Below are 20200 nucleotides of genomic sequence, written 5' to 3'. Positions count from 1 at the left end.
AATGAATCACAAAGTGGCCTTCAGTTTTGCCGACGGCAAGACCCTGTTTTTTCCGGTGGGCGCGGGTGAAATCCTGTTGGATGCCGCACTGCGCAATGGCATCAAGATCCCCCTCGATTGCCGCGAAGGTGTGTGCGGCACGTGTCAGGGCCGTTGCGAGTCGGGGGATTACACCCAGGATTATGTCGACGACGAAGCACTCTCCAGCCTCGACCTGCAGCAACGCAAAATGCTCAGTTGCCAGACGCGGGTGAACTCCGATGCGGCGTTCTATTTCGATTTCGACTCCAGCCTGTGCAACGCGCCGGGCCCGGTGCTGGTCGGCGCCAGCGTGAGCCATGTTCAGCAGGTGTCGGCCAGTACCGCAATGCTCACCCTGCGACTGGACGCACCGCTGGATTTTCTGCCCGGCCAGTACGCCCGCCTGCAAGTGCCCGGCACCGATAGCTGGCGTTCGTATTCGTTCGCCAATCGGCCAGGCGAGCAGCTGCAATTTCTGATTCGCCTGCTGCCTGACGGGGTGATGAGCAATTACCTGCGCGAGCGTTGCCAGGTAGGTGACCGGCTGCAGTTGGAAGCGCCGCTGGGGGCGTTCTACCTGCGCCACGTCAGCCAACCGCTGGTGCTGGTGGCCGGTGGCACGGGCTTATCGGCACTGCTGGGCATGCTCGATCAGCTGGTCGACAACGGCTGCGAGCAGCCCGTGCATCTTTACTATGGTGTGCGCAGTGCAGAGGATTTGTGCGAGGCCGAGCGTATCAAGGCGTACGCGAGGCGCCTCGCGGGTTTTCGCTACACCGAAGTGCTCAGCAACCCGTCGCCCGAGTGGCCCGGCAAGCGCGGCTACCTCACCGAACATTTCGAGGTGGCGCAATGGCGGGATGTTTCGGCGGATATGTACGTGTGTGGCCCGCCGCCGATGGTCGAATCCATCCAACAATGGCTGTTGGATCAGGCACTTGATGGCGTTCAGCTGTATTACGAAAAGTTCACGCAGAGTAATATCTGACCCTCAGCACTTCTGAGGGGCTGATGCGGCCTGCACTCACCCTTAAGAAAAACAAGTAGAAGGGAACGTTAATGGCGGATGACATGGTTAACCCGGTGGGCCTCAAGCGCGGCTTGAAGAACCGGCATATTCAGCTGATCGCTTTGGGCGGCGCCATCGGTACGGGGTTGTTCCTCGGTTCGGCCGGTGTGCTCAAGTCCGCCGGGCCGTCGATGATCCTCGGCTACGCGATCGCCGGTTTTATCGCCTTCCTGATCATGCGCCAGCTCGGCGAGATGATCGTCGAAGAGCCGGTGGCCGGTTCTTTCAGCCACTTCGCGCACAAATACTGGTGCGGTTACGCGGGTTTCCTGGCGGGCTGGAACTACTGGGTGCTGTATGTACTGGTGGGCATGGCCGAACTGACGGCGGTGGGCAAGTACATCCAGTTCTGGTGGCCGGAGATTCCGACCTGGGTCAGCGCGCTGGTGTTTTTTGTCGCGGTGAACCTGATCAACACGCTGAACGTGAAGTTCTTTGGTGAGGCCGAGTTCTGGTTCGCGATCATCAAGGTGGTGGCGATTGTCGGCATGATCGTGCTCGGTTGCTACCTGCTGTTCAGCGGCACCGGCGGTTCGCAGGCGTCCATCAGCAACCTGTGGAGCCACGGTGGGTTCTTCCCCAATGGCGGCATGGGGCTGCTGATGTCCATGGCGTTCATCATGTTCTCGTTTGGTGGCCTGGAGCTGGTGGGCATCACCGCCGCCGAGGCCAGCGAACCGCGCAAGGTGATCCCCAAGGCGATCAACCAGGTGGTGTACCGCATCCTGATTTTCTACGTGGGTGCGCTGACTGTGCTGCTGTCGCTGTATCCGTGGGACCAACTGCTGCAGACCCTCGGCGCATCGGGCGATGCCTACAGCGGCAGTCCGTTCGTGCAGATCTTTTCACTGATCGGCAACGATACCGCCGCGCACATCCTCAACTTCGTGGTGCTGACCGCGGCGTTGTCGGTGTACAACAGCGGCGTGTACTGCAACAGCCGCATGCTGTTCGGCCTGGCCGAGCAAGGCGATGCGCCCAAAGCGCTGATGAAGCTCAATAAGCAAGGCGTGCCGCTGCGGGCCCTGGCGATCTCGGCGCTGGTGACGATGCTGTGCGTGGTGGTCAACTATGTCGCGCCGCAGAGCGCCCTGGAGTTGCTGTTCGCCCTGGTGGTTGCCTCGCTGATGATCAACTGGGCGCTGATCAGCATCACCCATATCAAGTTTCGCAAGGCCATGGGCGAGCAAGGCGTGGTGCCGTCGTTCAAGACGTTTTGGTTCCCCTTCAGCAACTACCTGTGCCTGGCGTTCATGCTGATGATTGTCAGCGTGATGCTGGCCATTCCGGGGATTCGTGAGTCGGTGTATGCGATGCCGGTGTGGGTGGGGGTGATCTATGTGGCCTACCGGTTGCGAATGAGTAAGGCGAAAGCAATCGCCGCTACGCAGTGATAGGCATGTGGGAGGGGCAAGCCCCTCCCATATGTGTTTAGAGCGTGGAACGCACTCGCCATAACTCGGGGAACAACACCGTGTCGAGCATCTTGCGCAGGTAACCCACGCCCTCGGTGCCGCCGGTGCCCGGTTGGAAGCCGATGATGCGCTCCACCGTGGTCACATGGCGAAAGCGCCACTGACGGAACGAATCCTCCAGGTCGATAAACTTCTCGGCCAACTGATACAAGTCCCAGTAACGGCTCGGATCGCGATACACCTCGCGCCACGCCGCTTCCACCGAGTCATCGTGAACGGTCGCTGCCGTTGGGTCGCGTTGGGTGCGTTGCGGGTCAATCGCCAAGCCGGCCTTGGTCATCAGGTTGATCGCCTCGTCATACAGCGACGGCGTGGCAATCGCCACTTGCAGTTGCTGCAACAATTCCGGGCGATGGGCATGGGGCCGCAACAATGCCGGGCTCTTGTTGCCAAGGATAAATTCGATCTCACGGTACTGAAACGACTGGAACCCCGACGACTGTCCCAGGAACGGGCGAATGGCCTTGTATTCCGAGGGCGTCATGGTCGCCAGTACCGCCCAGGCATGCACCAGCTGGTCGAAGATCCGCGACACCCGCGCGAGCATCTTGAACGCCGGCGGCAGCTCGCCCAGGCGCACATGTTCGCGGGCGGCCTTGAGCTCGTGGAGCATCAGCTTCATCCACAGCTCGGAGGTCTGGTGCTGGATGATAAAGAGCATTTCATTGTGGTCCGGCGACAGCGGGTGCTGAGCGCTGAGGACTTTGCCCAGGTCCAGATAATCGCCGTAGCTCATGGACTCGGAAAAATTCAGCTCGGCGTTATGCCATTCTTCCGGCGGTTGGTAGTCAGCAGAGAAAGGACATTGGCTCATCGCGTGGGCTCCTTGAGCGGGCGCAGGATTGCGCGGACCGGACTGGCGTCGAGGTTGGCAAAGCGCAGCGGCAAGGCGATCAGTTCGTAGTCGCCCTCCGGTACGTCGTCAAGCACGATGCCTTCGAGAATCGCCATGCCATGGCGGGCCACGGCATTGTGAGAATCCATGGTCTTGGACTGCTGCGGGTCCAGAGACGGCGTATCGATACCGATCAGCCGCACACCCAGGCCGGCGAGCCGTTCGATGGTTTGCGGGGCAATCGCGGTGAAGTTCGCGTCCCATTCAGTCGAAGGCGCTTGTGGATAAGTGCGCAGCAGCACGCGCTCGGGCAAGTTATCCACACGGCCATCGAGCTGATGAGGCTGCACCAGCGCACCGCTGCCCAGGCAATGCAGCACCCGGCAGGGGCCCATGTACACCTCCAGCGACACCTCACCGATCGGCGCGCCGTCCGCGCTGTAGTGCAGCGGCGCATCGACATGGGCGCCGGTGTGCGGCGAGAAGGTTACGCGCCCGACGTTCACCGGGCACTCGGGGCCGAACTGCCATACGCGCTCTTCCTGAAACGGCGTATCGCCCGGCCAGGTGGGCGTGGCTGCGCTCAAGGGCGGGCTGATGTCCCACCACGTTTTTATTGGGTTCATGCTCAAGGCTCTCGGTCGTTACTGGGGTGAATGATACGAGGGCCTGCTGTGAATTTTCTTGCGAATTCTGGCGTGAGATGGGAGATCTTTCGCACTTACTGCGAGAAACAGGCTTGCTCACGCTCGAATATGTCGCCTGGCAACGTTTGACTGGACACCAAGAATTAATGTGGGAGGGGGGGATGCCCCCCGATTCAGTGAGCCAGTTGATCCAGGTGCCCGCTGTGACGCCGCCATCGGGGGCAAGCCCCCTCCCACATTGACCTTGTTGTGCCAGGAGCATCTGCGCTTCTGGACATCCCGATGTCGAGTTCAGACCACTGAGGGTGCTGGCGACGCTATAGGGTTCGACTCTCGTTTACTTGCCTCGGAGTCATCATGCCCAAGCCCATTACCGTACTGCGCGACACCCATCCCTTGCCGGTCCTGGATGCCTGCAAATGGGAGAAGCTCGAAGGCGATCCGCACACCGTCAACCTCAACGCCTACACCAGCGAAGACGGCAGCAAGATCATGGGCACCTGGATCTGCACGCCGGGCAAGTGGTACGTGGAGTACGTGAAGTGGGAATACTGCCATTTCCAGGAAGGCTACTGCGTGATCACGCCTGAGGGGATGGAGCCGATTCACTTGCGGGCTGGGGATATCTTTGTGGTGGAGCCAGGGATGAAGGGGACGTGGGAAGTGGTCGAGACTGTGCGTAAGTATTTTGTGTTCGCCTGAGTAATCGCCCCGCTTATGGGGGATTGAGCAGGTGGGTGGTGAGCGGGCCGGTCCTGCTCACCACGCAGTTTCCTTTGCGCAGGACCTATTTGGGCTTGCGATAGCTGTTAACGATCGCCGAGAAGTCCTGGCCGCCCTCCCCGCGCTGGCTCATGGATTGATACAACTGTTGAGCCACAGCGCCCAGAATCACCGGCTGCCTGGCCTGGCGGGCAGCTTCGGTAGCCAGGCCCAGATCCTTGAGCATCAGGTCGGCGCCGAAACCGCCGGTGTAGCCACGGGACGCCGGGGCGGTTTCGATCACGCCAGGCCATGGGTTGTAGGTGTCGGAGCTCCAGCAGCGCCCGGTAGAGCTGTTGATGATGCCCGCCAGCACTTGGGTGTCGATCCCCAGCGCATCGCCCAGGGCCATGGCTTCGCTCACGCCCACCATGCTGATACCCAGCAACAGGTTGTTGCAGATCTTGGCGATCTGCCCGGTGCCGACTTCACCGCAATGCACGATGTTGCGGCCCATTTGCGCCAGCACCGGGTGCAGGGTGGCGAACAGTTCCGAGGTAGCGCCGACCATAAAGGTCAACGTGCCCGCCTGGGCGCCGCCGGTACCGCCGGAGACGGGGGCGTCGGCCATCGCCACGCCGTGCTTGGCTGCCGCTGCGGCCACGTCGCGTGCGGTCTGCGGATCGATGGTGCTGCAGTCCACCGCCGGCACGCCACTGCCGATACCGGCGAGCACGCCATCGTCATTCAGCCACACGCTGCGCACGTGGGCAGCGGCCGGCAGCATGGTAATCACCAGCTCAGCGCCTTGGGCGGCATGGCGCGGCGAGTCGCTGATGGTGCCGCCCAGTTCGGCGAGTTCCTTGAGCACCGTCTGGTTGAGGTCGAACAGGTTCAGCGCGTGGCCGGCCTTGATCAGGTTGCGGGCCATGGGCGCGCCCATGTTGCCCAAACCGATAAATGCGATCTTCATGGTGGTCTCCCGGAATCAGCGCAGGTTGATGGTGGTGTTGACGCCATCGTTGACCGTGTCGTCGTCGAACCAGCGGCTCGTCACGGTTTTGGTCTGGGTATAGAACTGCACCACTTGCTTGCCGTACGGGCCGAGGTCGCCAAGCTTGGAACCCCGGGAGCCGGTGAAGCTGAAGAACGGCACCGGCACCGGAATCGGGATGTTGATGCCGACCTGGCCCACGTCGATTTCGCTCTGGAACTTACGCGCCGCCGCCCCGCTCTGGGTGAACAGGCCGGTGCCATTACCGAACGGGTTGGCGTTGACCAGGGCGATGGCCTCGTCGAGGGTGTCGACTTCGATCACCACCAACACCGGGCCGAAGATTTCTTCGGTGTAAATGCGCATGTCGGTGGTCACGCCCGAGAACAGGGTCGGACCAACGAAGTTGCCTTGCTCGAAACCCGGCACCTGGATGTCGCGACCGTCCAATTCGAGCTTGGCGCCTTGCTGCACGCCACTTTCGATCAGCTCCAGGATGCGTGCCTTGGCGCGCTTGGAAATCACCGGGCCGACATCGGTGCCGGCTTCGCTGCCGGCGTTGACCTTGAGCTTCTGCGCCAGCGCCTTGAGGTCCGGCAGCCATTGCTTGGACGCCCCCACCAGCACCACCACGGAGGTGGCCATGCAGCGCTGGCCGGCCGCACCGAAACCGGCGCCGACCAAGGCATTGAGGGTGTGTTCGCGATTGGCATCCGGCAGCACCACCGCGTGGTTCTTGGCGCCCATCATCGATTGCACGCGCTTGCCGTGTTTGCCGGCCAGGTCGTAGACGTGCGTGCCCACCGCCGTCGAGCCGACGAAGGACACGGCCTTGATGTCTTTGTGGGTGCACAGCGCATCCACCACGTCCTTGCCGCCATGCACCACGTTGAGCACACCCGCGGGTACGCCGGCTTCCAGCGCCAGCTCCACCAGCAGCATGGTCGATAGTGGGTCCTGTTCGGACGGTTTGAGGACGAAGGTATTACCGCAGGCGATGGCCATCGGGAACATCCACAGCGGAATCATCGCCGGGAAGTTAAACGGGGTGATACCCGCACACACGCCGATAGGTTGGCGCAGGGTGTAGGTATCGACGCCACCGGCGACGTTCTCGGCGAACTCACCCATTTGCAGGGTGCCGATGGAACAGGCGTGCTCCACCACTTCCAGGCCACGGAAGATATCGCCTTCGGCATCGGCAATGGTCTTACCCTGCTCGGCGCTGAGGACCACGGCGATGCGCTTGGAGTGTTCGCGAATCAAGGCCTGCAGTTTGAGCATGATGCGCATGCGCGCGCCGATCGGCGTCAGTTTCCAGGTTTGGAAGGCGCGATGGGCGGCATCGATGGCGGCGTTGACTTCATCGGCGGTGGCAAACGGCACTCTGGCCAGCACTTGCTGAGTGGCGGGGTTGACGATGTCCTGCCACTGGGTGGTCTTGGACTCGACCCATTCACCGTCGATCAGTAGCTTGACCGGTTGTACGGAAATTTCGGCAGATGCGTTCATGGGGTCTCCAATTCTTATTTATATGCAGAGAACCAAGGCGTTGAACCGCCCTGAAGAATGAGGCGCTCGGACTGTTTTTGGAGTATAGATGTGCAAATCTCTAATAAGAACGCACATAAAAGCCGGACCAATATGCAAAAAAACATCACGTCGCTGGGCTCCCTGAACTGGGATGACCTGAAGTTTTTCCTCGAAGTGGCCCGCACCCGCAAGGCCAGCGTCGCCGCCAAGCGCCTGGCGGTGGACTACACCACGGTGTCGCGGCGCATCAGTTCGCTGGAAGTGTCACTGGGCACGCTGCTGTTCGAGAAATCCCGCACCAACGGTTTTGTGCTCACCCCCGAAGGCCAGCGGTTGCTGGGCTACGCCGAGTCCATCGAAAGCACTTTGCATATGGCCTGCGAGCAGGTGTCCGGCTCCGGCGTGGCGTTGTCGGGGCATGTGCGCATGGGCTGCACCGAAGGCTTCGGCAGCTTCTTCGTCACGCCGCAGTTGAGCCACTTCGTCGACACCTACCCGGCGATCTCGGTGGACATCCTGCCCCTGCCCCACTTCATCAGCCTGTCCAAACGCGAAGCCGACATCGTCATCGCCCTGGAACGCCCGGAACACGGGCCTTACGTGTGCTGCAAACTGTGCGACTACACCTTGCAGTTGTATGCCACCCAGGATTATCTCGACCAACACCCACCGATCCAACGCCCATCGGACCTGGCCACGCACCCATTTATCAGCTATGTCGACGACCTGGCCTTCAGCTCCGAGCTGCTCTACCTGGCCAACGTGGTGCCCGGCGCCAGCGCCAGCCTGCGCAGCACCAGCGTCATTGCACAATACGTGGCCGCGCAGCAGGGCCGTTCGATGGCGATTTTGCCGTGTTTCCTGGCGGCACAGGACCCGCGCCTGCTGCCGGTGCTGGGGGAGCAGATCACGATTACGCGCCAATTCTGGATGTACTGCCGGGAGGATCTGCGCAAGTTGAAGCGCATTACATTGTTGTGGGACTACATCCGGGAAGTGACGGAGCAGAACCGGGGGTTGTTGATGGGGGAAACCCGGCAGATGCGGTTTGCGGATTAAAGCAATGGGTCAGCCGGGCGAGCCCCTTCACGTACTTGATGGTCTTTCAGATTGAAGCCGCTCAGTCGGCAATCACTACAATCGACACCCGCCGATTCTCGGTGCGCCCCGCTGCGGTGTCGTTCGAAGCGACTGGCTGGCTGCTGCCCAAGCCGCGCAGTTGGATGTTTTCGTCTTTCATGCCCACGCCAGTCAACACCGTGGCCACGCTTTTGGCGCGGCGCAGGGAGAGTTGCTGGTTGTAGGTTTCCTTGCCGGAGGCATCGGTGTGGCCGTCGACGCGCACGCGCTCAATACCTACGCCGAGCAAGGCTTTACCGATGCGTTGAACGATTACAGTGCTGGGCGGGTTGAGGGTTTCGATGTCGCTGCCGAACAGCACTTTGCCCGACAGGCCGAACGCCCAGCCGTCGTCGGTGAGTTCGAACCCCTGTTGCTTGAGCACCGCGACTTGCGCCGGGGTCAGGCCCTTGGGGGGTTGGGTCTGACAGCCACCGAGGGCCGACAGGGCCACCAGCAAGATAAGAAACATAACGCGTGCAGTCGAGAACAAGGGATCAACTCCTGTGTTGAACGTTGACAGCGGAGTGCTCCGACTCCGCCGTGTGCTGGCCGCCCTGGGACAGGCGTTTGGCCTGGTACATTGCCGCATCGGCGGCGTTGAGCAAGGTGCCGGGCGTGGCGCCATGTTCGGGGTAAAGGGCAATCCCGATGCTCAGAGAAGTGACCACCTGGGTACCACCCGGTACGTCAATCGGCAGGTCCATACTGGCGATGATTTTATCGGCGATGCGTTGTGCATCCTCGGCCTTGTGCAACGGCGCGAGCAGGATGGCGAATTCATCACCGCCCAGGCGTGCCACCAGGTCACCGTCCCGCAGTTGCGCGCGCACACGTGCGGCAACGGCCACCAGCACCGCATCGCCGGCGGCGTGGCCGAAGGTGTCGTTGATGTCCTTGAAACGGTCACTGTCGAGAAACAGCACCGCGACCCGCTCGTTGACCTTGGCCGCGCCGCGCAGGGCTCGGATCAGCCGCCCCTCGAAGAACGCGCGGTTGGGCAACCCGGTCAGGCTGTCGTGGCTGGCCTGGTGGGCCAGGGTTTCATTTTCACTTTGCAGGTGGCTATGCCAGGCTTCCATTTCGCCGAGCAAGGCATTGAAGTCACTGCCGAGGCTGTCGAGTTCGGCGATGCGCGCCGGTGGCACTCGCCGGTCAAAATCGCGCTCGCTGCGAGCGGCGTGGGCTACCGCGGCCAGGCTTTGCAGGGGCACGGTGATCCCACGCAGCAGACGCCGGGCCAGGTGCAACGCCACCCAGGCGCTGAGGGCGGTGCAGATCAGAATCCCGGCCAGGCCGCTGAGCAGGAAGCGCAGCAGGCTGCCGCCGTGGCCAGTCAGGTGAATGCTGCCGACCGTGCGGCCCTGGTGCAGGATCGGTTGGTTGATCGGCTGTTCGAGCAGGGTGTGCGCCAGCGCCAATTCAACCCGCGAAAGCAGGCCGGTTTCGGGTCGCGCCCAATAGGCTAATAGATTGCCATCAGCCTCGAATACTTCGGCCTCGGCCACTTCTTCGGTGGAAGCAATCAGGCTCAGTGCTTCGGTGGCTGCGGCGCTGTCGTTGAACACCACCGCCGCCTCCACCGTATAGGTGATCGAGCGCGCGATCAGTTGCAGGTTATGTTCGGCATATACGCGCAGCGCCAACACACCGAGCAGGGTCAGGGACACACTGGCCAGGGTCACCGCCACCAGCGCCAGGATCAAGTGACCACGGCCGATGACGGAGCGCAGGGTAGGTCGCACTTTCACGTCGGTCATGGCCCCGGCGACCGGCGGCGGGACAGTTGCAGCACGCTGGGGTGAATGCGCACGCCGCTGCGTGCCACCGAGTCGAGGTTGACCTCGAACGACACCTGCTCATTGCCCACACGCAGGCAGAACAGACTGCCCACGGTGCATGGGTCGCCGCCTTCGCTGATGCTGAGCACCGGGTGACCGATCAACGAGGCAAACAACTGGCTGCGCTCGTCGGCGGAAAGCTTGCCAATGTACACCGCATCGCAGGCATTGACGATATCGGGATGGTTGACCAGCAGGCGCTGCACCACTACCGGACGGCCGGTGGCCTGAGTGGTGCCCTTGATCAGGTCGTCGGTGTATTGGGTAGGCCCGACGATGCACAAACGCAATTGCGCCGGCTCGACCGGCCAGCGCGCATAACTGAGGATGCCCAGGACCACCTGAGTGACGGCCTCGGCACGCTGATCAGCCATGCGGTCGCCGCCTGAGGCTTCAGCGAACACGCGCGGTGCCAGCACACACAGCAGCGCGATCAGCAGCAGGCGTCTCCAGCTCCAACGGCACTCTGTGGGCGAGACAGCCACGTTCATGCTGCGATTCTCTCGGGTGTTTTCGTGGGGTGATGCCGCAACGATAGCACAGCGGCGAAAAACCCCGCGAGGCAGTGCCATCGCGAGGGCCGCTATTTTTTCAGAAAATTCACACAGCGAAATCAGAAATATTAGATGACCTGTCAGTCAGCTTTTCAGGCGCCGCTATCCAATTCCAGCATCAGCCCGCTCAAACGCTTGACCTTGCGTCGCACCGCTTCCTCAAATACACCGCCGCGCGGCTCGATCAAGCTGAACCAGCGTTTGGCGCGGGTGATGCCGGTGTAGATCAACTCCTTGGTCAATACTGGATTCAAGGCGTCCGGCAGGATCAGCGCGGTGTGGGTGAATTCCGAGCCCTGGGATTTGTGCACGGTCATGGCGTACACGGTTTCCACATCATTCAGACGACTGGGCAGTACAAAACGCACACCACCCTGACCATCGTTACGTGGGAACGCGACGCGCAGCACCTGCGGGCCGCCGTCGCTTTCGGGCAGTTTGAGGGCAATGCCGATGTCGCCATTCATCAAACCCAGGCCATAGTCGTTGCGGGTCATCAGCACGGGGCGACCTTCATACCATTGCTCATCGCCTTCGATCAGCCTCACCTTGCGTAACGCCGCAGTGATACGCGCGTTCAGCCCCTCCACGCCCCACGGGCCCTTGCGCACGGCGCAGAGCAATTGGAACGCGTCGAAGGCTTGCAACAGTTGCTGGGCCCAGGCCGTCCAGGCGGGGTCGTCACGCGGGGCGGCAGGTGACGGACGCGCCGATTGCAGCAGGTTCAAGTAATAACGATAGCCCTCGGCACCGCCGCCCTGCCCGTCCAGCACCAGGCGCTCCAGGGCGTGGTCGTGTTCGCCCTTGAGGCTGACACAGAACAGGTCGCGGTGACTGCGCGCAGCCAGCAGCCTGCGCGCTTCTTCCGCGTTCTGTTGATTGACCCAGCGCGCCAGTTGCCCGATGCCGCTGCCTTCGCCGAACCGGCGCGAGTAGCGCAGCATCACCACTTGCTGGGCCAGGGGATGGCTGTGGTCGAGGTCTTCGCTCAGGCCGCTGGTGCTGAGGTCTTCGCCGCTGACGGCTTGCAGCCACTGGCGCGTGTCGGGGTTGTACCAACCGGCCTCGGCGTCGCGGCACAGGTCACCGAGCACCGCGCCGGCTTCCACGGACGCCAATTGATCCTTGTCGCCCAGCAGCACCAGACGGGCATGGGGCGGCAGGGCATCCAGCAGGTTGGCCATCATTTCCAGGTCGATCATCGAGGCCTCGTCCACCACCAGCACATCCAACGGCAATGGGTTGCCCGCATGGTGCCGGAAGTGTCGGGTGCCTGGACGACTGCCCAGCAAGCGGTGAACCGTGGTGACCTGAGTAGGAATTTTTTCGCGCACGGCCTCGGGCACGCTCAGCGACAGCACTTGCTGGCTGATGGACTCGGTGAGCCGCGCAGCCGCTTTGCCGGTGGGCGCCGCCAGGCGAATACGCAACGGGGTGCCGATTTCCACGGCAGGTGCCTGCAGCAACGCAAGCATACGCACCACAGTGGTGGTCTTGCCGGTGCCGGGCCCGCCGGTGACGATGCTGAACGCACCTCGCGTGGCCAGTGCACAGGCGAGTTTCTGCCAATCCACCACGCCGTCGGGCGCAGGTTGGTCGAACAGACCGTTCAAGCGCTCGGGCAAATCGTCGGCAACGTTTTCGCGGGTCGCCAGGCGCAGGCGCAATGCAGTGTCGATACGCCGCTCGTAAGTCCAATAACGCCGCAGGTACAGACGTTTACCTGACAACACCAAGGGCCGGCTCTGCGCCGCCTCGCTGCCGTCCAGCGCCAGGGCGACCAAGGGACTGGCGGCCAGTACATGGCACCAGTGAGCGCCGTCGAGGCCATCGAGCAACTGCGACGGGAGGAGCATCGCGCCGGTCTGCAGGTCACCTTCGGGAGGCAGGGACAGAGCGAAATCCGGCGCTTTGAGGGTTTCGAACAAATCCAGGCAGACATGGCCGTGGCCCAGTTGATGGCTGGTCAATGCAGCGGCAAGCAATAACAGAGGATCGGCCAGGGGATCGAGTTCGTGCAGGAAGCCGACGAAGGCTTTGTCCAGCGCTCGCAACCAGCCGCGCTCGACCCAGCGCTCCAGCAGTTGCACCAGGTCGACGGCACGTTCCAACGGTTCCAACGCCTCCAGCGGGAGCGGCGACAGGCTCATAACAACACTCCTTGTTCCCAGGCGGGCTCAGCCTTCGGCGGCAGCGGTTTGCCTTGGAACAGCAGATCGAGGCCCTCGATCAACGCGCGTGGCGGTCGGGTGAAATAGGCGCCTTGGCTGGCCGACTGGGTGCCGCGCAGGAACAGATACAGCGCACCACCCACGTGACGGTCGTAATCGTAGTCGGGCAAGCGCGCCTTGAGCTGGCGATGCAGGGCCAGCAGGTAAAGAACGTATTGCAGGTCGTAGCGATGCTCGAGGATCGACTGTTCCATGGCTTGCCGGGTGTAGGCCGAATCGTCGGGGCCGAGCCAGTTGGATTTATAGTCGGCCACGTAGTAGCGACCGTGGTGTTCAAACGTCAGGTCGATGAACCCCTTGAACATGCCGTTGAGCAGCACCGGTTCGGCAGCTACGCGGGCGACGCCGTTGTGAGTGTGCTGACACACCAGTTTATCCAGAGCAAGTACATCGACTTTATGGCTGGCGAACCAGAACTCCATTTCGATCTGGTACTGCTGCAGGCTGTTCAAGGTGACATGGCCGTTATCCACAGGCAGTGGTGTGTGCAACAGGTGGCCCAGCCAGGCGCTGAGGGTGACGATCCAGCCTTCCCAGTTACGCCGATTGCAGCGCGCGCCAACGGCTTTTTCGATAGCCTCAGGCGTTACGTTGAAGCCGTCTTCACCGGCCCATTCCAGCAGGCCATGCAGAAAGGTGCCGGGATTGGGCCCGCGTGGGAAACGGTGAATATCGCCCCCAGATGCCGCCATTTCGCGCGGTGCGTCAGGGTCGAGGCGTTCGTCATCGAACAGCTTTTGCGCTTGTGGGCTTTCAGGCGCTTCGAGGGTAGCGGTGCTCAGGCTGTCGCCGATGCGTAGAGCGCTGTAGGACGCAATCCACCAGTTTTCCGCCGCCTTGCGAGCGGGCAACAACGGCGCCAGCAACGTGGCCGGGTTGCGTGGCGGATGGAACAACACGTCCCGCGCCTCGGGCACCTGGGCGTAATGGATGGCTGGGCAACCGTCCTGCAAGTTCAATAGCCAACGCGCCAGGCCCGCGGACTCGCCGAGCGCTGCGCCGCCGCCGAGCAAATAGCCCAGCGCACACAGGTGCAGGACCGAACGGCTGTTATTGCCGCGTTTGAGGTCGGCAACGCCCAGCCAGCACGCATGCTTGGCGCGGGTCAGGGCGACATAGAACAAACGCAGGTCCTCGGCCAGCCGCTCGTCGTCAGCCTGGGCAATCAGTTCGGCAGTCGGGCGCAGGCTGATGTGAGAAGTGCCGTGTTCATCGTGGTAATGCAGCGGCAGGCGACTGCCGTCCACCGGCTTGGCCGAGCAGATGAACGGCAGGAACACCAGGTCGTACTCCAGGCCTTTGGACTTGTGGATGGTGACCACTTTGACCAATTGCTCATCGCTTTCCAGGCGCAGGATCTGCTCTTCACCGGCTTGCCCCGACAGTGCCAGATGCTCGGCCAGGTGGCGGATCAGCGCCTGTTCGCCGTCCAGCTCCGAGGCGGCCTGTTGCAGCAATTCGCTCAGGTGCAGCAGGTTGGTCAACACCCGCTCGCCGTCGCTGCGGGCGATCAGGGTTTGCGGCAATTTGAAGTCATGCAGCAAGCGCCGCAGCATCGGCAACACGCCTTGGGTGCGCCAGATCGCACGGTAGCCCCGGAACTGCATCACGCGGCTTTCCCACGCCAGTTCGTCCTGATTCAGACGTTCCAGTTCAGGCAGTGTCAGGTTCAGGGTGACGCACGCCAGGGCGGCGCGCAGTGGGCGCTCCACATCCGGCTCGGCGCAGGCTTTGAGCCAGGCCAGCAGGTCGTGGGCTTCCTGGGCAGCGAATACGGAGTCCTTATCGGACAGGTACACACTGCGCACGCCTCGGGCGGCCAATTCGCCACGCACGGCTTGGGCTTCCTTGCCGTCGCGCACCAGGATGGCGATGTCCGACGGCATTACGCCTCTGAGGCTGGCGTCCGGCTGTAGAAAGCCGGCCTTACCTTGCTGCCCGGCGTTGAGCAACTCGACAATCTGCGTGGCGCAGGCAGCGGCCAGGTGCTGGCGGTAAACCGCATTGGAAATCGGTTGATCGGTGGGCAGGTGCCAGAGGTTCATCGCCGGCACCCGTTGGCCGTCGACCAGCAGGGTTTCTTTGCGCCCCTGGGACAATACCGGCTGGAACGGCACCGGATTGTCGCCATTCGGTGCGCGGAACAAGAACGCGCCGCGCCCGGTTTCTGCGCGCTGGAATACGTGGTTCACCGCCTCGACCATTGCATGGCTGGAGCGAAAGTTGGTGCCCAGGGTGTGATGACGGCCGAGGGTGGACTTGCGCGCGCGCAGGTAGGTGTAGATGTCGGCGCCGCGAAAAGCGTAGATCGCTTGTTTGGGGTCGCCAATCAGGAACAGGCCACTGTCGAGGTGGTTTTCTTCGATGCGGTAGATACTGTCGAAGATGCTGTACTGCACCGGATCGGTGTCCTGGAATTCATCAATCAGCGCTACCGGGAACTGCTCGCGGATCACACTGGCCAGGCGCTCGCCGCCCTCTGCTTGAAGGGCGGCGTTAAGGCGGATCAGCATGTCGTCGAAGCCCATTTCGGCGCGGCGGCGTTTTTCTTCTTCGAACCGTTTGCTCACCCAGGCGGCCGCGTGTTGTAGCACGGCGGCGTCGGGGCTCGGCAACGCGTCGAGGCTGGCCTTGAGAGTGGCCATGGCCTCGATGCCGGGATGCCGGGGCGGTTCGTCTTTCCAGGCTTCGGCCATACCCTCGGGCGTGAGGCGACTGAAACCGGTGCCGATATCCAGTTGCTCCAGGGTTTCATCGTTCGCCCAGGCGCTGATTTTTTCAAACCAGGGCTCGAAATACCGTGCCTGCATCTTACGACCGTCGACGGCTTTGGCGGCCACGGCTTGCAGGCAGAGATCGCGCAGTTCGGCGGCCCACTGTTGCCAGGGCGCTTTGAGGGCGACCAGCGCCTCGCGACGCTCCTGCAGACAAGCGTTGATCAATTCGGCGGGGGCGCGTGTGTCGTCGCCGGGCCGTTCACTGCCGAACAGCGCGCGCACGCGCGGCATCAACGCAGCGGGACCGCCCCAGTGGGTGCGCACCCAGTTGAGCGCATCGTCGTGCATCGGGTAGCAGAACAGTCGCCAGTAATCGCGCAGCACCTCGCCGAGCAGGTCGCTGTGATCGGTTTCCAACGTCTGGGTAAACAGGCTGCCGCTGTCGAACGCGTGCTCGCGCAGCATGCGTTGGCACCAACTGTGGATGGTGGAGACGGCCGCTTCGTCCATCCACTGGGCCGCGATGTCCAGGCGGTTGGCGCAGGCATGCCACTGTTGCGGCGCATAGTGCGCGCGCAGGTCGGTGATTAATGCGTCGGGTGATTGGATCTCGTCGCGGAAGAACCGCGCGGCTTCGGCCAGACGAATGCGAATGCGTTCACGCAGTTCTTTGGTGGCGGCGTCGGTAAACGTCACTACCAGGATCTGCGGCGGCAGCAATTCCCGCCCAAAGCCCCACTCATCGCCGCCGTGGCCAAGCACCAGGCGCAGGTACAAGGCGGAGATGGTGAAGGTCTTGCCGGTGCCGGCGCTGGCCTCAATCAGCTGGCTGCCCTTAAGTGGGAAGGCCAGCGCCAAGGGTTTACTGCTCATGCGCCGCCCTCCTCGCCAGTGAGTGATCGCCACGGCGCATTGATCATCGGTCGATAGAGCGCTTCGCACCAACCCTCGAATTCTTCGCTGGCCGTTAGCGCTGCGTAGTCCGGGAATTGGCGCGTGAGCGCAGGGCTCTCTCTCCGTTCGCCGTCGGTGGTCAGGCCGTCGCCTTCATAGGCCTTGCTCGCCGCGGCATGGGCTTTGGCCGGATCGGTTTGGCCCAGCCACGCAAATGCGGTCTTGACGGCCACCGGCAGTGGCTTGCGCATACCGCTGTGCCAGGCCAGGAGCAGGTTGCCGAGGATGTCCTGGGCGAGCGCCGGGGCCAGCGGAGCCAGGAGTAAGGTGTCGTCGCTGGCCACCAGGCCAGTACTCAAGGGCAGTCCGCAGGCGCAGCCCACCACGTGATTGACCCAAGGGCGGATCAGACGATGCCACTTGCGCGTCTTGATCGAGCCGATGCTGTTCGGGATGGTGCTCACGCTGAGCAATCCGCCATCACTGCGCCGATGCAGGCCGCTGACCCAGCCTTCGAGCCTGATCCCTTGATGCTCAAAACTGACCGGTTCGGCAGCGGTATGCGGAGTTGGCCATAGGGCCAGCAGTTGCTGGTAGCGTTGCAGCAGATCGGGCAAGGGCTCGATCAGTTCGTTGCGCAGGCACTCGCCGAAACCAACCATGGGCAACAGACCACTGCCCTGCAGACGCTGGGCCTGGGCCTTGAGCGCCTGGTCGAGGTGATCCGGCTGGCTCAGTGCAGCATTGAGCAGGCTGTCGCTCAGGTTGTAGCGTTGCAGGGCGTCCAGGACAAAAGGTTCTTCATCGGCGAGCGGAACTTCGGCGGCCTCAAAGAATACTTTCAGGCGCTGACTGAAGAAGTGCTTGACCGGGTTGCGCAGGAAATCCTGCAACTGACCGAGGCTTAGCGGTTCTTCTTGCTGGTGTTGCGTCAGCTCGGGCTCCGGCGCGGCAGTGGATGTGGCCTCGTGCAGCAGCTGCCATTCACGGGCGTAGCTGAACAATGGATCGCCCGCGTGGAAATAGCGGGCGCTGAAGGGCTGCAAGGGGTGTTCCTGAGTCAGGGCGTCGATGAGCGGTTCGTCACTTGTTGCGTGCTTCCAACCGCTGGCGAGATGATCGCGCAGCTGGCCGATCAGCACCGAAGCCGGGCGCTCACTATTGTCTCGGATGCTACGGCCGACCCAACTGATGTAGAGCTGGTCGCGGGCCGAGAGCAGGGCCTCGAGCAGCAGGTAACGGTCATCTTCGCGGCGCGATCGGTCGCCAGGGCGGTAATCGCTGCCCATCAGGTCGAAGTCCAGTGGCGGCTGCGCACGGGGGTAATCGCCATCGTTCATACCCAGCAGACAGACGAGTTTGAAGGGGATAGCGCGCATCGGCATCAGGGTGCAGAAATTGACAGCGCCGGCAAGAAAACGCTGAGACAACCGGCCCTGGTCCAGACCGGCCAGCCAGGCTTCACGGACCACGGTGAGTGGTAACTCATCCTGCAGACCGACGGACTCGCAGGTTTCGAGCCAGGTTTCCCGCAGTTGCTCAAGTTGGCTTAGGAGATAGTCATCATGTTCGCTGCTGGCCAAGAAGAACCGCTGCATCAAGCGTTGCAGGCGTTCGCCCCATTGTTGGGGAGTAGTCGGTTCGGACAAGGCCTGGTGAGCATCACTCAGTGCATCGAGCAACGCGACCAGCGGGCCGATCAGCGCGGCATCAAGACCGCCGATCTCATCGTAGGGCTCAATACCTTCGCAGGCCGCACCGCTACCGACTGCGTATCCCAGCAACATGCGGCGCAGCCCGAATCGCCAGCTGTTCTGCTCAAGCTCAGCGGGCAGGCCCAGGCTGGCACGTTGTTGCGCGTTGAGCCCCCAGCGAATGCCGGCCCCTTCGATCCAGCGGTGCAGCGTCGGCAAGTCGCGCTCTTTGATCGCAAAGCGTTCGCGCAGGGCGGGCACGTCGAGCAGATCAAGAATTTCGCTGACAGGAAAGCGGCTGTCGGGGAGTTTGAGCAAGTGCTCCACGGCGATCAGCAGAGGGTCGCGTCCACGTTGCCCCTGGTCGGTCAAGGTGAATGGGATGAAGCGCGGATCATTGCGCTCGAGTTGGCCGAACACGGCGCGAATGTGCGGCGCGTAGCTATCGACATCCGGGACCATGACGATGATGTCCCGAGGCCGCAGCGTGGCGTCGGCACTGAAGCGGTGCAGCAATTGGTCGTGGAGCACTTCGACTTCGCGTTGAGCGCTGTGGGCGATGTGGAAGCGGATTGACGTGTCACGCTGCAAGTCGACAGCGGGCCATAGAGCGCGGGTTTCATTGAGCGGGCGCAGTTCGAGGATATCGTCCTGCAACTGATTGAGCAGCGTGGTGGGCTCACTGTCGCTGAACAGGTCTATGCGTCCATCGCGGAATGCGGCGCGGTAGCTGTTAGGGTCGTCGTAACTGTCCAGCAGGCTGATGTAGTCGCGCCCCTGTTTGCCCCAGGCGGCCAACAACGGATGGGCGTGCTGGTGCAGGGTTTGCGGGTCGATACTGATGGGCATGCCGGTCTTGCGCGCCTGCCGTTTGTATTCGCTACGAAGCAGGTCTTTGTCGGCGACGATGTCGGACCAATGATGGCGACAGGGGTTGTGTACGCACAGCAGGACCTGACTGAAACGAGCCAACCCGGCGAGTGCTTCAAGAGCCTGGGCCGGCAAGGAAGAGATGCCGAAAACAATGACTCGTGAAGGCAGGCCGGACGGGGCCTGCTCAAGCGAATTGATCCGCTCGATGAAGCGCTGGTGCACGCCGGCACGGCTTTCAGACATACCCTCTTCCCCAACGTCCAGCAGCAATGCACGCCACAATTCTGCTTGCCAGCAGTTCGCCGGGTTCAGGGGTTTGGTTTCACCTCGCCCGTTGCGAAGTTGATGGCGGCCGGCGGCCCAATCCTCCAGCCAGTCAGCACGGTAGACCTGATATTGGTCAAACAGGTCAGCCAGGCGCTCAGCCAATTGATAGCGCTTACGCAGGTCGGTGTCGTGGGTGAGGAAGCGCTGCAACGGTTCGAAGTGTGGTTGGTTGATCAGTTCCGGCAGCAGGCGCATAAGGCGCCAAGTGAGTGGGGCTTTGTCGAGCAGGGATTTGGGCGGGATTTCATCGCGGCCCAGAACCATGCGATAGAGCTGCCACATAAAACTGCCAGGAAGTTGCACATCAATGGCGGCGGCAATGCCGCAGCCGCCCATGTCGTCATCTTCTGGATCTTCAGCCAGTGCCAGTTTGAGCCACTGGGCGATACCGTTGCTTTGTACCAACGCAATTTCGTTTTCCAGGGGCGCGAGGGGGTACCGGCGCATCCAGCTCACCACCAGGCTGCGCAGCTCATCCAAGCGGTTACCGTGAACCACCATGAATCCAGCGCTGAGGGACTCCGCATCCGGCATAACAGCTTCCTTGGGAAAGCAAAATCGGGGGTATGGACTTTAGCATTGATGACGACGTTGACGCCCGTGGCGCTTTTCGAGCGCGCAAAACAAAACCCCAACTGCTCTCGCAATTGGGGTTTCGGAATTTAATCTTGACG

14 protein-coding genes are annotated in these 20200 nt (G+C 62.2%); 4 read left to right on the top strand and 10 right to left on the bottom strand.

What is annotated here, in order from left to right:
• Position 1: 1 nt before the first annotated feature.
• On the top strand, positions 2-1009 hold the full coding sequence (antC, locus tag QRN10_RS16870; protein WP_266246771.1) for an anthranilate 1,2-dioxygenase electron transfer component AntC: 1008 nt from the start codon (positions 2-4) through the stop codon (positions 1007-1009).
• A 71-nt stretch (positions 1010-1080) separates the two neighbouring features.
• Entirely contained in the window at positions 1081-2484 is a 1404-nt protein-coding gene (locus QRN10_RS16865) for an amino acid permease (RefSeq protein ID WP_285428743.1), read from the top strand.
• 37 nt (positions 2485-2521) lie between these two features.
• On the opposite strand, the gene kynA is transcribed toward QRN10_RS16865, so the two are convergent.
• Positions 2522-3379, bottom strand: a complete 858-nt coding sequence (gene kynA, locus QRN10_RS16860) for a tryptophan 2,3-dioxygenase (protein ID WP_253509360.1) — start codon at positions 3377-3379, stop codon at positions 2522-2524.
• Complete coding sequence (gene kynB, locus QRN10_RS16855) at positions 3376-4026, bottom strand: arylformamidase (RefSeq protein ID WP_285428742.1); 651 nt, start codon at positions 4024-4026, stop codon at positions 3376-3378. Before kynB ends, kynA begins: the two co-directional genes overlap by 4 nt.
• Positions 4027-4404: 378 nt before the next feature.
• Here kynB and QRN10_RS16850 point away from each other — a divergent pair, with 378 nt between their 5' ends.
• The gene (locus QRN10_RS16850) at positions 4405-4749 is read left to right on the top strand and encodes a cupin domain-containing protein (protein WP_122720183.1); all 345 of its coding nucleotides are present in this window, start codon (positions 4405-4407) and stop codon (positions 4747-4749) included.
• An 85-nt stretch (positions 4750-4834) separates the two neighbouring features.
• Here the strand turns inward: QRN10_RS16850 and mmsB are convergent, their stop codons facing one another.
• Positions 4835-5722: a 3-hydroxyisobutyrate dehydrogenase gene (gene mmsB / locus QRN10_RS16845; RefSeq protein ID WP_285428741.1), complete on the bottom strand. Its 888-nt coding sequence runs from the start codon at positions 5720-5722 to the stop codon at positions 4835-4837.
• Positions 5723-5737: 15 nt separating this feature from the next.
• Positions 5738-7255 (bottom strand): CoA-acylating methylmalonate-semialdehyde dehydrogenase, encoded by a 1518-nt coding sequence (locus tag QRN10_RS16840; protein ID WP_253509365.1) that lies wholly within the window; start codon positions 7253-7255, stop codon positions 5738-5740.
• 132 nt (positions 7256-7387) lie between these two features.
• Between QRN10_RS16840 and QRN10_RS16835 the strand changes: the two genes are divergently transcribed.
• Positions 7388-8335 (top strand): LysR family transcriptional regulator, encoded by a 948-nt coding sequence (locus QRN10_RS16835; RefSeq protein ID WP_253509367.1) that lies wholly within the window; start codon positions 7388-7390, stop codon positions 8333-8335.
• Positions 8336-8396: 61 nt separating this feature from the next.
• Here QRN10_RS16835 and yfiB read toward each other — a convergent pair whose 3' ends face one another.
• The 6 genes from yfiB to recC form a co-directional block, all read right to left on the bottom strand.
• Positions 8397-8888 (bottom strand): outer membrane lipoprotein YfiB, encoded by a 492-nt coding sequence (gene yfiB / locus QRN10_RS16830; RefSeq protein WP_285428740.1) that lies wholly within the window; start codon positions 8886-8888, stop codon positions 8397-8399.
• Between the two features lie 4 nt (positions 8889-8892).
• On the bottom strand, positions 8893-10155 hold the full coding sequence (dgcN, locus tag QRN10_RS16825) for a diguanylate cyclase DgcN/YfiN (RefSeq protein ID WP_253509369.1): 1263 nt from the start codon (positions 10153-10155) through the stop codon (positions 8893-8895).
• Positions 10152-10727 carry a regulatory sequestration protein YfiR gene (gene yfiR / locus QRN10_RS16820; protein WP_181078856.1) on the bottom strand — a complete coding sequence of 192 codons (576 nt, stop codon included), beginning with the start codon at positions 10725-10727 and terminating at the stop codon, positions 10152-10154. Before yfiR ends, dgcN begins: the two co-directional genes overlap by 4 nt.
• Before the next feature lie 155 nt (positions 10728-10882).
• Positions 10883-12940, bottom strand: coding sequence for an exodeoxyribonuclease V subunit alpha (gene recD, locus QRN10_RS16815; RefSeq protein WP_285428739.1), 2058 nt, complete (start codon positions 12938-12940; stop codon positions 10883-10885).
• The gene (gene recB, locus QRN10_RS16810) at positions 12937-16611 is read right to left on the bottom strand and encodes an exodeoxyribonuclease V subunit beta (RefSeq protein ID WP_285428738.1); all 3675 of its coding nucleotides are present in this window, start codon (positions 16609-16611) and stop codon (positions 12937-12939) included. The genes recD and recB overlap by 4 nt, the downstream gene beginning before the upstream one ends.
• Positions 16608-20060 carry an exodeoxyribonuclease V subunit gamma gene (gene recC, locus QRN10_RS16805; RefSeq protein WP_285428737.1) on the bottom strand — a complete coding sequence of 1151 codons (3453 nt, stop codon included), beginning with the start codon at positions 20058-20060 and terminating at the stop codon, positions 16608-16610. Before recC ends, recB begins: the two co-directional genes overlap by 4 nt.
• Positions 20061-20200: the final 140 nt, after the last annotated feature.

This window comes from Pseudomonas sp. lyk4-R2A-8, from assembly GCF_030209095.1.
GTDB classification, from domain to species: Bacteria; Pseudomonadota; Gammaproteobacteria; order Pseudomonadales; family Pseudomonadaceae; genus Aquipseudomonas; species Aquipseudomonas quebecensis.
The sequence above is the reverse complement of the archived record's forward strand: the minus strand, read 5'-3'. Positions and strand labels throughout refer to the sequence as shown.

Coding starts and splice junctions, on each gene's coding strand:
- QRN10_RS16835 (WP_253509367.1), top strand. CDS start 7,388: ATGCAAAAAAACATCACGTCGCTGGGCTCCCTGAACTGGGATGACCTG.
- QRN10_RS16850 (WP_122720183.1), top strand. CDS start 4,405: ATGCCCAAGCCCATTACCGTACTGCGCGACACCCATCCCTTGCCGGTC.
- recB (WP_285428738.1), bottom strand. CDS start 16,611: ATGAGCAGTAAACCCTTGGCGCTGGCCTTCCCACTTAAGGGCAGCCAG.
- mmsB (WP_285428741.1), bottom strand. CDS start 5,722: ATGAAGATCGCATTTATCGGTTTGGGCAACATGGGCGCGCCCATGGCC.
- antC (WP_266246771.1), top strand. CDS start 2: ATGAATCACAAAGTGGCCTTCAGTTTTGCCGACGGCAAGACCCTGTTT.
- recD (WP_285428739.1), bottom strand. CDS start 12,940: ATGAGCCTGTCGCCGCTCCCGCTGGAGGCGTTGGAACCGTTGGAACGT.
- QRN10_RS16865 (WP_285428743.1), top strand. CDS start 1,081: ATGGCGGATGACATGGTTAACCCGGTGGGCCTCAAGCGCGGCTTGAAG.
- kynA (WP_253509360.1), bottom strand. CDS start 3,379: ATGAGCCAATGTCCTTTCTCTGCTGACTACCAACCGCCGGAAGAATGG.
- dgcN (WP_253509369.1), bottom strand. CDS start 10,155: ATGACCGACGTGAAAGTGCGACCTACCCTGCGCTCCGTCATCGGCCGT.
- yfiR (WP_181078856.1), bottom strand. CDS start 10,727: ATGAACGTGGCTGTCTCGCCCACAGAGTGCCGTTGGAGCTGGAGACGC.
- QRN10_RS16840 (WP_253509365.1), bottom strand. CDS start 7,255: ATGAACGCATCTGCCGAAATTTCCGTACAACCGGTCAAGCTACTGATC.
- kynB (WP_285428742.1), bottom strand. CDS start 4,026: ATGAACCCAATAAAAACGTGGTGGGACATCAGCCCGCCCTTGAGCGCA.
- recC (WP_285428737.1), bottom strand. CDS start 20,060: ATGCCGGATGCGGAGTCCCTCAGCGCTGGATTCATGGTGGTTCACGGT.